Below are 12,796 nucleotides of genomic sequence, written 5' to 3' on the forward strand. Positions count from 1 at the left end.
GCGTATGTTGGATAACTCAGAAAAAGCAGGAAAGGAACGCTGATCTTTGAACTCAAAAATGGACCGACGAAAAAAATATACACGCATGGTTTTAAAAGAAAGCCTCTTAAAACTACTGCAGGATAAATCAATTTCAAGCATCACCATCAAAGAAATCTGTGAAACAGCAGACATCAACCGATCCACCTATTATGCCCACTACTCAAACCAATACGAACTGCTCGAAGCAATCGAAGAAGAATTCATCGAGGACCTGACCGTCACACTGGGTAAGTATAACTTCTCAAAAGAAGAAGAAGCCCTGCAAATGACCGAAAAACTATTCGAATACATCGCCGACAAAAGCGATATCTGCGAGGCCCTTCTCAGCGAGAACACCGATATGTACTTTCTAAAAAAAGGCATGATCATCACCCACGAATTCATCTTCAAAAACTGGATCACCGAAAGCCGGATCGATCAAGAAACCTATGAATACATCAATATGTTCATGGTGAGCGGAAGTATTCATGTCATCAAAAATTGGGTCGAGAATGGAATGGATAAGACGCCGGAAGAGATGGCGGCGATATTGCACCGGTTTATTAATCGGGGGTTGTCGGGGGTGAGGTAGGGATATTGTTCACAAAAAAAGCCCACCCGAAGACGTTGTTAGATTACGCTTTTGGGTAGGGTCTTTTATCTTTATATTAATGTGGATGCTAATATTCAATTCTGCGTTCATAGAATCATATACCCTTTCATTCAACTACCGCTTCCGCTATTTCAAGGGCAACGGTGTTCTCTTAATCTGAGAAATCGTTCTCAGAAAGGATCTATACCTTAATCAACACTTTCCCCTCATAATCACGACTCTCTATCATTTCATGCGCTTTTGCTGCATCTCTCAATTCAAAGATCTGTGCGACGGGCAGGATGACTTTCTTGGAGGCAAATAACTTTATAACCTGATCAGCAACAGGAGCTAAAAGATTCGGTCGATGTTTCCTGGTCGTTCCCAAGCTGAAACCTTTTACATTCCTGCAGGAACTATGCACATCGCTTGTTTTAAAGGTACCGGCTTTTCCACTGCTGTTGCCGAATTGAACAAGGGTTCCATATAGACCCAAACACTCTAGACTCCTGGAAGTGACTTCACCTGCTACTGAATCAAAAATTACATTTGCTCCTTGATCAAATGTGCTCTTAAGGACTTCCTCTGTAAACGAGTCGTATGTACAAACGAGATCTGCCCCTAAGTTCTTCACATAGTTTTCTTTCCGAATGTTCCCCACTGTTGCAATGATCGTTTCTACCCCAGCAAGTTTTGCTAATTGTACAAGCATTGAACCAACGCCACCAGCCGCACTATGGATGACGATCGTATCGCCCTTTTTTACTTGACCGACTTCATGTAAGAGAAGGTAAGACAAGATTGATACGGTCGGCATGGCAGCAGCCTGTTCAAGAGGAAGACTGTCTGGGATCTTGAATACCAATTGTTTATTTGCCTTCACATATTCTGCGTATGAGCCACCTATGGGAAAGGCGATGACACGGTCTCCGACGGAAAATGCAGACGATTTTCCAACTTTCTCAATGGTTCCCGAAACATCCAATCCAAGAGTGAAGGGGAAGTTACCCTTCACTTTAGTGCCTTTCCGTGATTTTATATCTGCATAGTTCACACTGGTAAATGCGGTTTTTATCAACACTTCATCTTCATTTATTTCCGGGCATTTCACATCCGTGAACACAAGTACATCTGAATTTCCGAACTCATTTTGAATAACGGCTTTCATTATTGCAGCTCCCTTATAAAACAAAGTGGAATCTCCTGCATAACATATTTTCCCATAATTTACTTTTCATTCTACTGTAAAAAGGGGCATTCGAATAATATGAAAACTGAAAGGACATTCATAACATTCTCTTATTGATATAAGAAAAATCAGTCCATGACAGCCAATAAAAAAGCAAGCAGGAAAATATCCTGCTTGCTCTCGACTGCCTTTATTCAGCTTCATATATATTACCCTAAGCATGGAAGCTTGTAGAAAATAGGTATCTTTACTGCCTACTTCTCATTCTCTTCATTCTCATACGTGCCATATTGACCATTCTCCGTATCAATGACTCCGCTAGTATAAGAATCCATGATCTGCTGGCTCACCTGTTCATTTGCCTGCTCATCATACGAAAACTGCTCTTTCGGATCCCTCTTCTTCATGTCGATTCCCCCTTATACTAAGTAATCTATTCCCTTATATTGTTCGAAAATTGGCTACAGATATGAGTGGAAAAATATAGTATGATAATGGTAAGGAGGGGATAACAGTGAGTTTAAAATATCAGAACATATTAGTAGCTGTAGATGGATCCAAAGAAGCGGAATGGGCATTCAAAAAAGGGATTGCCATCGCTAAACGGAATGATGCTATTCTTTCATTGATACACGTAATCGATACCCGCTCCTTCGCGGCAATCGAATCCTATGATCGGACGGTAGGAGAAAGAGCTATCAAGTATGCTGAAGAATTGTTAGAAGAGTACAAAGCAGAAGCTGCAGAAGCAGGGTTAACAAAAGTGAAAACCTATGTCGAGTACGGCTCCCCGAAAGTGATCATCCCAAGAGAAGCAACAAAGAACGTAGGAGCAGACCTTGTCATATGCGGCGCAACCGGACTCAACGCCGTTGAACGATTCCTCATCGGAAGTGTGTCAGAGCATATCACACGTGCTGCCCATTGTGATGTTCTTGTTGTAAGAACAGAAGAAGTGGAAGAGTAATTTCATATAAATAAGAGAGCCGTTGAATGTAGATTGTCACTACGTTCAACGGCTCTCTTTTTCTACACTGATTGAGCTGTAAGGTATTTCAAATGAGCTTTCCCCTTCTCAATCTGAACCTTCACTTGTTCAAACCCGGTACCACCATACGACTTTCTTCTTTCAACAGCAGAATACGGAGTCAAAATCGAATAAATATCTTCTTCAATCAAGGAAGAAAATTCACCGTACTCCTCCAAAGAAACATCCTTCAGATAGCAGCCTCTTTCAATACAATAGAGAACCAGCTTCCCGACGATTTCATGGGCTTGTCTGAACGGAATGCCTTTCGTCGCCAAATAGTCTGCAAGCTCTGTCGCGTTGGAAAAGTCGTTCCCTACCGCTTCCTCCATTTGTTTCGTGTTCACTTTCATCGTAGAGATCATTCCCGTAAAAATCTTCAGGGATCCCACCACCGTTTTAACGGTATCAAACATACCTTCCTTGTCTTCCTGCATATCCTTGTTGTACGCAAGAGGCAAGCCTTTTAAAACGGTGAGTAGAGAAATGAGATTTCCATTCACTCTTCCTGTCTTCCCTCTGACAAGCTCCGCCATATCCGGGTTTTTCTTTTGCGGCATGATGCTGCTGCCTGTCGTGAAGCTGTCATCAAGCTCGATGAATCGAAACTCTTCCGTGGACCACAGAATCATTTCTTCCGCTAAACGGGAAAGATGCGTCATCATAATCGAACTGTTGCTCAGGAATTCCAGGATAAAATCACGATCACTTACGGCATCGAGACTGTTTTCATAGCATGAACCGAAGCCGAGAAGATCAGCTGAATATTCCCTGTCGATCGGGAATGTCGTCCCAGCCAGTGCACCTGCGCCTAATGGAGATATGTCGATTCTTTTAAGAGAGTCAACGAGACGCTCCTTATCCCGATTGATCATCCAGAAATAACACATCAGATGATGAGCGAAAGAGATCGGCTGGGCACGTTGAAGATGAGTATATCCAGGAATGATCGTTTCTACATTTTTTTCCGCCTGAAGGATGATCGCCTCCTGAAGGTCCTCAACGAGTTTCACGATCTCCTCTACGCGTCTCTTTAGAAACAGATGCATGTCGGTCGCAATCTGGTCATTTCGGCTTCTGCCTGTATGAAGTTTACCGCCGACCTCGCCGATTAAATCAATCAGCTGCTTCTCCAAATTCAGGTGGATATCTTCATACTCGACAGAAAACTGAAGTTCATTCTTTTCGGCTTTTCCGTACAGCACATGAAGTCCGTCAAGGATTTGATCCGCTTCACTGACAGTCAAGATCCCGCATTTCTTTAACATTTTCACATGGGCGATGCTGCCTTCTATATCTTCTAGAACGAGCTCCTGATCGAAAGAGATGGATGCGTTGAATTCATCCACCCATTCTTCCGGCTTCTTTGTGAAACGTCCTCCCCAGAGCTTGCTCATAGAGTCACTTTCTCCTTCTTCTCAGCGTTGACCATTGCTGAAACCTTTGTCGGCAGACCCCATAACTGAATGAATCCAACGGCTGCATCATGATCGAATTCATCTGCTTTTGTATACGTCGCAAGTTTTTCATCATATAAGGAATTCGGTGATTTTCTTCCTTCCACGATTGCATGGCCCTTGAATAACTTCACGCGTACGACACCATTCACATACACCTGAGTTTGATCAAGGAATGCTTTCAGTGCTTTATTCAGTGGTGAAAACCATAATCCTTCATAAATCAACTCCGTCATTTTCTTCTCGATCACAGGTTTGTAATGAGCAAGCTCTTTCACAAGCGTGAGGTCTTCAAGTTCCTTATGTGCCTTTAACAGCGTGACGGCAGCTGGACACTCATACACTTCACGTGACTTGATCCCGACCAGGCGGTTCTCCACATGATCGATACGTCCGACCCCATGCTTACCAGCGATGACATTCAGTTTGGAAATGATCTCATGCAGCGGATATGCGACATGATTCAATTCAACAGGAACACCATTAGAGAATGTAATCTCTACCACATCAGCTTCGTTTGGTGACTCTTCAATACTGGAAGTTAAATCATATGCATCCTCAGGTGGAGCGGCCCATGGATCTTCAAGAACACCACATTCATTGCTTCTTCCCCATAAGTTCTGATCGATGCTATAAGGAGAATCAAGATTGATTGGAATAGGAATGCCCTTGTCCTTCGCATATTCAATCTCTTCCTCACGTGACCATTTCCATTCGCGAACCGGTGCAATCACTTCTAAATTAGGATTCAATGCAGCGATGGATACTTCAAATCTCACCTGGTCATTCCCTTTCCCTGTACATCCATGTGCGACCGCAGTAGCATTTTCCTGCTCAGCGATTTCCACAAGTTTTTGGGCAATCAAAGGTCTTGATAGAGCAGATACCAGTGGGTACTTTCCTTCGTACAGGGCGTGACTTTGTAATGCAAGAAGGGCATATTCATTCGCAAATTCTTCCTTGGCATCAATCACAAAGCTTTTTGAAGCTCCTACTTTCAGCGCCTTCGCTTGAACAAAATCTAAATCTTTTCCTTCCCCGACATCCAGGCAACATGCAACCACTTCATATCCTTTTTCCTTTAACCATTGAACCGCGACTGACGTATCTAAACCACCTGAATAGGCTAATACCACTTTTTTATTCATCCGTATCTCCTCCTGTTGATTTTATATAAAATGAATATTTATTCTTTAAGATGAATTTATATTAGCAGTTAATGAGAGATACATCAATACTTATTCATAAATTTGTATAAATATTTTATCGATGGAATGTGAGATTCCCTTTGTACTGGGCTTGTCGGTTCATTTATTGTAGGATGAAAGAAGAATGAAACGTAAGGAGAATCCATATAGATGAAAAACGAATTTTTTTCATATAATTCAAGACTTGGAATTCATCTTCCCCGGGTCTCGAAGGATTGGCCCTCTTACTCTCCTGAGGAACAGGAAATCATTCTTCTTGAATGGGAGCGCGTTAGGGGAATGATTCCTGACCGGATCCAGGAAATAGAAGAGGAGATTGAAAGACTGCAGGCGAAGTTAGCCCAGGAAGACAATTTCGACAGATCCTGCATGATCAACGGAGAGATTTCCGAGAGAGCTTCAGAGATCAATGATTTATGGATCTGGTATCGGAACACTCCGGATAAAACACAAAGGGGAATGATGTGAGCACATCATTCCCCGTCGTTTATTGGTCATTTTTCTTTTCGCGTAAATAGCGGTACTGATAATATTTTTCCGCAAAATCGGTAATTTTTCTGGAAAGCTGATAATTCGAACCCGCTCCGATGGCGATGCTGACAAGGGGCAGACCGGACCACTTCTTCCCTTTGAACATAGTGATGGCCATGGCTTTAAGCGCCTGTTTCATGGATCCTTCCAGCCACGTGTAGTCCGTCAGCTGCTCCGATCCATCATAGAAGTAATTGGAATCCTTCTTATTTAAATCCTCCATCAGATCTTCCCACGCAAGGGCACGGAGCCTTGCAGGAAGGGTCGCTGCATGAAACACTTTCAGTGACGTCATCATTTCAAATGGGGTCTGCACATCAAATCCATAGGTGATGGCAATGAGCTGCACCGAACGAAGATTGATGACGAGCATGGCAGGCAGATCAGAACCGATCGCTACTAGGCCGCCGGTCCCCGTCACCCCTCCTTGTAACAGGGAGTAGATGCGATGTCGTCCCGCATGCTGTTCCGCTATGTAATGAAGCTGATCAATCGTTAAATAATGAAGATCCTCGACCGTCTGAATGTCTTGATTAAAGGCTCGTGCCGTCACAAGGATGCGCTCACGGGCGTCATTTTGCATCTGTGAACCTTGAATAAGAGAGTGCATGTGGAACAACCAGCCATCCAGCCGCTGGAAAAATTGAGCCTGAACATCTTCAGGGATGGATTCAAATGCGTAATCCAACCATTTCACATATGTATGCTCCAAATCATTCGCTTCGTATTCAAATAATTCTTCTCTCCACGCTTTAATCGACTGCCATACCTGATTATCTCGTTCTGACCAATTCACTTCTCCCACTCCTTTTACATTCGTTAAATTACGTATAGTATACCATATCTAGGGAGGACAATCCTTTTGTTATGAGTAAGCGTTTGGAATAGTCAGTAAAGTTAGTCACTTAGTGAAATGCTTGTGGGACGGCACATAGACATTTCGACAATGTGGCACGATTTTTTAAAATCCCGCACGATAATCGCTAATCCGGAATGATTCCCATCATATCTCGCATGATTTTTCGTGGAAGGTGATCCTCACTAAAGAATCCTCTAGCTTGTACAGCATAATGCCCCTATCACCAGAAACAAACCTACATGAAATAGTGAAAATTCCATTACAAATTGGACTATAACAGGGTGATCAAGGTCATTAAAAGCCTTCACACATTTAACCAGCATGATCCAATCCACTATAAGACCCTCTGTTTAGATATATGAACCGGTTTTGACAATTTTCGAACCGGAAATCTGATATATGAACCGGTTTCGACAACTTATGATCCAAGATTCTCATATATGATCCGCTTTTCAATTTTATGATCCTTTTGTCGAAAATTATCGTTTTCTACGACTAGAAAGTAAAAAAACAGGATCCCCCCGAAAGGCGATCCTGTGTAAGTTTATTAGATATTTCCTTTTTCCACTACATCACGTGCAATCATGACTTCTTCGTTTGTCGGAATGATCATGACTTTTACAGGTGAATGCGGGTAGTTAACGAATGCTTCTTTACCGCGGACCTGATTACGTGCCGGATCCCAGTATACGCCCATGAATTCCAAGCCTTGAAGGACTCTTTCACGGATTAGCGTACTGTTTTCACCGATACCTGCTGTGAAGACAATTGCGTCTACACCGTACATGCGGGATGCATAAGAACCGATGTATTTATGGATACGGTTGGCGAACACTTCAAGAGCCAGTTCCGCACGCTCGTTACCTTCAGAAGCCTGTTGCTCGATATCACGAAGGTCACTTGAGAACCCGGATACACCAAGCATACCGGATTTCTTGTTCAGGATGTTCAATACTTCATCAGCCGTTGATCCCGTTTTCTCCATAATGAACGGGATAAGGGCAGGGTCGATATTACCTGAACGAGTTCCCATGGCAACACCGGCAAGTGGAGTGAAGCCCATGGATGTATCGATTGATTTACCGCCTTCGATCGCTGCGATACTTGCCCCATTCCCAAGGTGACAAGAAATCAAGCGGACTTGCTCTTTCGGACGGCCAAGCATTTCCGCAGCACGCTCGGATACATACTTATGGGAAGTACCGTGGAAGCCGTACTTACGGATTCCGTAATCTTCATAGTACTCATAAGGAAGGCTGTATAAGAACGAGCTTTCCGGCATGGATTGGTGGAACGCTGTATCAAAGACAGCAACCGCAGGTACATTCGGCAATACATTATGGAATGCCTTGATACCCGTCAGGTTTGCCGGGTTATGAAGTGGAGCCAGATCAGAAAGTTCTTCAATCTTGGATACTACTTCGTCCGTGATCAGAACGGATTCATTAAAGACCTCGCCACCATGTACGACACGATGTCCGATCCCGTCGATTTCATCAAGTGAATCGATGATGCCAAAGCCTGTCAGCTTTTCAAGCAGCATTTTAACCGCTACCTCATGGTTCGGAATATCTGTCACTTCTTCACGTTTCTCATCATTAACCGTTATATTAAATACCGCATCATTCAGTCCGATACGTTCAATAAGACCTTTTGTAATAACCGTTTCTTCAGGCATATCAAAAAGCTGAAACTTTAAAGAAGAGCTTCCAGCATTAATTGCAATCACTTTTTTTGCCACGTTGTATCGCTCCTTTTGTTTTCGATCTCTTGACTCTTATTTATTCTGTTCATTGAATCATTTTTTATCTCTCAATTCCCCATTAAATCACTGACTCCCCCCTATTTCAAGAAAAAGCTTGAAATGACATCGTTTTCATGTTAAATTAAATATTTTCACAAAAAACAGAATTCGTGGTGATAAAAAGATAGTAGCGTGGAAGCGGGAGCTTGGAGGTCCGCAAATTTTGTCGGATTGTGTAGAACGGTCGATATATCCGATTAAAGGTTGATAAGTCGCAAAAACGGTCGATATCCCAAAATCGAATGCCTCGTTTCCTTCATACCCGTAACAGATGGAGAGTAAAACACAAAAAAAGACCGCCAAAAGGCAGTCCAGTAAAATTTTATTGTTTATTCTGTGCAAGCCACTGATCGATCTTAGACATGATGTCCTGCAGGGCTCTTTGATTCGATAAGCTTGGCAGCTGGGCAAGCAATACTTCTTTAGGTGGCTTCAGGCCATCTTTTTTCTTTTGAAGGATCAGAATGCTTTTCGCTGAGTTTTTGTTTTTGAACAGGGAAAGAGGCAGCTGTAAGAAGCCTTGGATGTCTGCCTTTTCTTTCAAATACGTTTGCAGCTGTGCACTGTATGGAGATTCGAAAAGTCCATTTGGCACGATGAAGAAAAGGTATCCTCCGTCTTTCGTGTGCTTCAGGCTTTGTTCCATAAACAGATGGTGGGCATATGAATGGCCTTCTTCTGCTTTCAGCTCATAGTCCTGTGCACGTAAATCGTTCGGGTAATAGCCGATTGGCAGATCACATAACACAAGGTCTACAGGGTCGATGAACAGTGGTTCGATTGAATCCTGATTAAAGAGCTGTAGTGGATGTTTTTGAAGATCGGCTCCTACGTATGCAAGTTTGATCAATACTTCATCAATTTCAACCCCGATGGATTGTGTTTCTTTTCCTGGCATTTGATTCAATACCGTCGTCAGGAGGTTTCCTGTTCCGATCGCCGGATCCAGGATGGTTAGTTTGTCCATGCCCCGGGTGAATTTATTGACTAAGTAGCTGATAAATAAGCCAAGTGAGTCAGGTGTCATCTGATGATTCGGCTGTACGTTTTCTTTCATTCCTTTTAGTATCGCAAATTGAAAGGCTTTACGGATATTTTCATTCTCCAGCTGAGAAAGTGTCACTTCATCGTACTTTTTGTTCAAACGTTTCTTGGTCAGTTCACTTACTTCTTCTTGCAGGACGTCACCCTGAAATAGGTTTTCCCCTGTTTCGGCAACGGCTTCTAAATAGCTGCATGCTAATTCCTCTTGCAGCAGTGTAGCAGTTTCATCGATTATTCCAAATAATGATTCGACTGGCGAATTAATCATCGGCACTCATTCCTTTATCACAATTTCATTCATCTATTTTACCTCTGTCCATAACGTTTGTAAAAAAAACAATGCTGACCATGGAAAGTCAGGTCAGCATGTCTAAGCATTGTTCAGTTGGGACGGAATTATTTAGCATTCTTCACTGCTTCAACGGCAGCGTCATAATCCGGGTGGTTCGTTGCTTCGCTTACATATTCCACATATGTCACTTCATCGTTGCTGTTTACCACGAACACAGCACGTGCAAGCAGACGAAGCTCTTGGATGTGTACGCCGAATGCTTCACCGAAAGAAAGATCGCGGTGATCGGAAAGCGTTTGAACGTTTTCGATACCGTTTGCTCCACACCAGCGCTTTTGAGCGAATGGAAGATCCACGGAAATCGTCAATACTTCTACATTATCAAACTTGGTTGCTTCTTCATTGAATTTTCTTGTTTGTGCATCACAAACACCTGTATCGATGGAAGGAACGACACTGATCAAACGCACCTTGCCTTTGGAATCATTCAGTGTGACTTCCGATAAATCATTAGCTAATACTGTGAAGTTAGGAGCTTTGTCCCCTACTTTTACCTCATTACCTAATAGAGTGACAGGGTTATTCTTAAATGTAATGTTTGCCATTATTTGTTCCTCCTCCATAATAATATGTACATGTTTATAGTACAGAAAAACGATACGGTAAAGCAAATAATAGGGGTTCTTTTCAAAAAAAAGATGAGCTCACTCATACTCGAGTAAGCTCTCTATCTTTTACAGATCAAGTTTTTGATTGTGATTACCCTGACTGTTATTGTCCTGCTTGTTATCGTCCTTTTTCATCATGCCCTGAATCTTTTCGATGGCACCGGGAGCTAAGTCCAGCAGGCGATCGATCAGATGAGTGCTTTCATCTAAATGAAGCATCTTGATTCCTTTTGAACTAACGATCAAGAAAGCGATCGGGGTGATGGAGACACCGCCCCCGCTACCTCCACCGAATGGCTGCTGCTTCTGGGATGATTGATTGCTTCCGCTATCTCCGCCTTTTCCGCCACCATCATCTTTTCCTTTACCACCATCAAGGATGAATTCACTTCCGCCTGCAGCAAATCCAAAGCCAACCTTTGATACTGTCAGGATGACACTTCCATCGGGTGTTTCAACGGGATCACCGATAATCGTATTCACATCGATCATTTCTTTTAAATTTTCCATTGCCGTGGTCATTAGACCTTCAATAGGATGTTCTGACATGTAAAGACCTCCTTATTAAACTGAATGTTTTTCTCCAGAAAGTGTGGAAAGGGGCTTTGTCTTGAACTTAGCCATACCGCCTCTCCAGTACCGAAGTATCTTGAAACCTACTAGGATAGCATTCCCTATGCGAAACTGGATAATACATGAAAATTGCGTTTGGATCACAGCATGCTGGAACGTCGGAGTCACCTCTATGACGGGCATGGACTGAAGGCGCATATAACCGCTCAGAATCCCGATGATACTCCCTTTCATCCCCCAGATTGTCCCTGTCAACGTCCCTGTTGAAGCTGCATCGCCAGTGCCGAATAACGTTTTCCAATGCACATGATCCAGTTTGACTTTCTTGAGAAACGACCTGATGATTCTGTGAAGTGACTGGACATGTATGATGAGCTGCTTCGTATCATTCAAACTATCTATAAAATCATTTGGAGTGATTTTCTTTTTAGAAACTTTTTTATTTGATGGATTGCTTTCATTGCCTTTTTTCTTTTCTTCCTCATACACGATATTCGGACCATCATCATCGAGTTTGACTAACGGGATATCGATTGTATATTTTAGCAAGCCAAACCATGCCCTCAGCTTCACCTTGAAATGGTCATTATCATTTCCGTGGTACAACGTGAGAGTAACAGTAAGCTTCGTAATAATCAGAAGAAATAAGATCAACAAGATAAGTGCCATAACGATTAGTAAAGTCCAAATCCACCAACTCATATTTTCACACCCTTCAACCTCTTATTATGGCCTTTGCCTGGGAAATTAAACTAGGGAGGAGAGATTTTGTATGGGGAAAAGAGAAATATTTGAAGAATATTGCGGCACTTGAGGGGAATCTGAACGTCTGCTTTTTAATAATTGCGTCGTTTCCCATTGGAATTGCGTCGTATTTTCATTTATTGCGTCTTTTCCAGCGTTATTGCGTCGTTTTTCAATTAATTGCGTCATTTTTAACGGTTATTGCGTCGTTTTACATTTAATGTAAAACCGAAATACTTCTCTCAATTAAAAAAAACCAAACCCATATAAACAGGTTTGGTTTCAAAACAACAATTATTTAAAGAGCAGGCTTAAACTCCAGCTGCTTCTTTTCCTGAACAACCGTAGTATCAGCGAACAGATCATGTATTCCTTGTTTTTTATTCGTAAAGGCTACAACCACGTAGAGAATAAAGATCGTGGTAGAGATAAATCGGCCGATCAGCTCTCTAAATATAATCGTTCCCCACGAAGGCTTCCTTCCTTTTAAATCGATGACCCTAATGCCAAACACCATTTTCCCGATCGTTTGGCTGAAGTATTTCGTCATCAAAATAAAGTAGCCATAGAAGACGATACTCGTTAATATTGAAATCGGTGCAAACATGGAGCCTTCTGAAAGTGAAATATCCAATAGTTTAAAGACTGGATTCACTACTAATCGTGTAATGCTGCCAATCACGATTAGGTCCAGTAAGTACGCCCAGAACCTTATCCAAAATCCTGCTAAGTAATGTCCATCGTGATTCACGGGCCTTGATTGATCAGGAGAAGGGGAATCGATTTC

The 12,796-nt window shown here is 42.4% G+C and carries 14 protein-coding genes; 3 read left to right on the top strand and 11 right to left on the bottom strand.

All coding sequences use genetic code 11. The features are described from left to right. Positions 1-46 precede the first annotated feature (46 nt). Positions 47-613 (top strand): TetR/AcrR family transcriptional regulator, encoded by a 567-nt coding sequence (locus FZC88_RS19385; protein ID WP_148996113.1) that lies wholly within the window; start codon positions 47-49, stop codon positions 611-613. 202 nt (positions 614-815) lie between these two features. Here the strand turns inward: FZC88_RS19385 and FZC88_RS19390 are convergent, their stop codons facing one another. Both FZC88_RS19390 and FZC88_RS24150 read right to left on the bottom strand, forming a co-directional pair. Then, on the bottom strand, positions 816-1,781 hold the full coding sequence (locus tag FZC88_RS19390; RefSeq protein WP_148996114.1) for a quinone oxidoreductase family protein: 966 nt from the start codon (positions 1,779-1,781) through the stop codon (positions 816-818). 275 nt (positions 1,782-2,056) lie between these two features. After that, positions 2,057-2,209, bottom strand: a complete 153-nt coding sequence (locus FZC88_RS24150; RefSeq protein ID WP_187443702.1) for a hypothetical protein — start codon at positions 2,207-2,209, stop codon at positions 2,057-2,059. Between the two features lie 107 nt (positions 2,210-2,316). Between FZC88_RS24150 and FZC88_RS19395 the strand changes: the two genes are divergently transcribed. After that, complete coding sequence (locus FZC88_RS19395; protein WP_113969746.1) at positions 2,317-2,769, top strand: universal stress protein; 453 nt, start codon at positions 2,317-2,319, stop codon at positions 2,767-2,769. 62 nt (positions 2,770-2,831) lie between these two features. Here FZC88_RS19395 and argH read toward each other — a convergent pair whose 3' ends face one another. Continuing rightward, entirely contained in the window at positions 2,832-4,226 is a 1,395-nt protein-coding gene (gene argH / locus FZC88_RS19400; protein WP_148996115.1) for an argininosuccinate lyase, read from the bottom strand. Further along, positions 4,223-5,434, bottom strand: coding sequence for an argininosuccinate synthase (locus FZC88_RS19405; protein WP_148996116.1), 1,212 nt, complete (start codon positions 5,432-5,434; stop codon positions 4,223-4,225). Before FZC88_RS19405 ends, argH begins: the two co-directional genes overlap by 4 nt. Positions 5,435-5,644: 210 nt before the next feature. Here FZC88_RS19405 and FZC88_RS19410 point away from each other — a divergent pair, with 210 nt between their 5' ends. Beyond that, entirely contained in the window at positions 5,645-5,962 is a 318-nt protein-coding gene (locus FZC88_RS19410; protein ID WP_148996117.1) for a hypothetical protein, read from the top strand. Between the two features lie 19 nt (positions 5,963-5,981). Here FZC88_RS19410 and FZC88_RS19415 read toward each other — a convergent pair whose 3' ends face one another. From FZC88_RS19415 to FZC88_RS19445, 7 genes are all read right to left on the bottom strand, one after another. Next, positions 5,982-6,821, bottom strand: coding sequence for an EcsC family protein (locus tag FZC88_RS19415; RefSeq protein ID WP_148970923.1), 840 nt, complete (start codon positions 6,819-6,821; stop codon positions 5,982-5,984). A 610-nt stretch (positions 6,822-7,431) separates the two neighbouring features. Beyond that, a complete protein-coding gene (locus tag FZC88_RS19420) occupies positions 7,432-8,625 on the bottom strand; it encodes an acetate kinase (RefSeq protein WP_148970924.1) in 1,194 nt (397 codons plus the stop codon). A 385-nt stretch (positions 8,626-9,010) separates the two neighbouring features. After that, positions 9,011-9,997, bottom strand: coding sequence for a class I SAM-dependent methyltransferase (locus tag FZC88_RS19425; RefSeq protein ID WP_148996206.1), 987 nt, complete (start codon positions 9,995-9,997; stop codon positions 9,011-9,013). Between the two features lie 131 nt (positions 9,998-10,128). Further along, positions 10,129-10,629, bottom strand: coding sequence for a thiol peroxidase (tpx, locus tag FZC88_RS19430; RefSeq protein ID WP_148996118.1), 501 nt, complete (start codon positions 10,627-10,629; stop codon positions 10,129-10,131). 129 nt (positions 10,630-10,758) lie between these two features. After that, positions 10,759-11,241: a GerW family sporulation protein gene (ytfJ, locus tag FZC88_RS19435; protein ID WP_148970926.1), complete on the bottom strand. Its 483-nt coding sequence runs from the start codon at positions 11,239-11,241 to the stop codon at positions 10,759-10,761. Between the two features lie 15 nt (positions 11,242-11,256). Continuing rightward, the gene (locus FZC88_RS19440; protein WP_148996119.1) at positions 11,257-11,967 is read right to left on the bottom strand and encodes a DUF2953 domain-containing protein; all 711 of its coding nucleotides are present in this window, start codon (positions 11,965-11,967) and stop codon (positions 11,257-11,259) included. A 340-nt stretch (positions 11,968-12,307) separates the two neighbouring features. After that, positions 12,308-12,793 (bottom strand): RDD family protein, encoded by a 486-nt coding sequence (locus tag FZC88_RS19445; protein ID WP_262371996.1) that lies wholly within the window; start codon positions 12,791-12,793, stop codon positions 12,308-12,310. Between the last annotated feature and the right edge of the window lie 3 nt (positions 12,794-12,796).

Source organism: Rossellomorea aquimaris (genome assembly GCF_008180865.1).
Taxonomy (GTDB): Bacteria; Bacillota; Bacilli; order Bacillales; family Bacillaceae_B; genus Rossellomorea; species Rossellomorea yichunensis.

Excerpts from the sequence above, each read along its gene's own strand:
- FZC88_RS19390 (WP_148996114.1), bottom strand. The coding sequence starts at position 1,781 with ATGAAAGCCGTTATTCAAAATGAGTTCGGAAATTCAGATGTACTTGTG.
- tpx (WP_148996118.1), bottom strand. The coding sequence starts at position 10,629 with ATGGCAAACATTACATTTAAGAATAACCCTGTCACTCTATTAGGTAAT.
- ytfJ (WP_148970926.1), bottom strand. The coding sequence starts at position 11,241 with ATGTCAGAACATCCTATTGAAGGTCTAATGACCACGGCAATGGAAAAT.
- FZC88_RS19405 (WP_148996116.1), bottom strand. The coding sequence starts at position 5,434 with ATGAATAAAAAAGTGGTATTAGCCTATTCAGGTGGTTTAGATACGTCA.
- argH (WP_148996115.1), bottom strand. The coding sequence starts at position 4,226 with ATGAGCAAGCTCTGGGGAGGACGTTTCACAAAGAAGCCGGAAGAATGG.
- FZC88_RS24150 (WP_187443702.1), bottom strand. The coding sequence starts at position 2,209 with ATGAAGAAGAGGGATCCGAAAGAGCAGTTTTCGTATGATGAGCAGGCA.
- FZC88_RS19440 (WP_148996119.1), bottom strand. The coding sequence starts at position 11,967 with ATGAGTTGGTGGATTTGGACTTTACTAATCGTTATGGCACTTATCTTG.
- FZC88_RS19410 (WP_148996117.1), top strand. The coding sequence starts at position 5,645 with ATGAAAAACGAATTTTTTTCATATAATTCAAGACTTGGAATTCATCTT.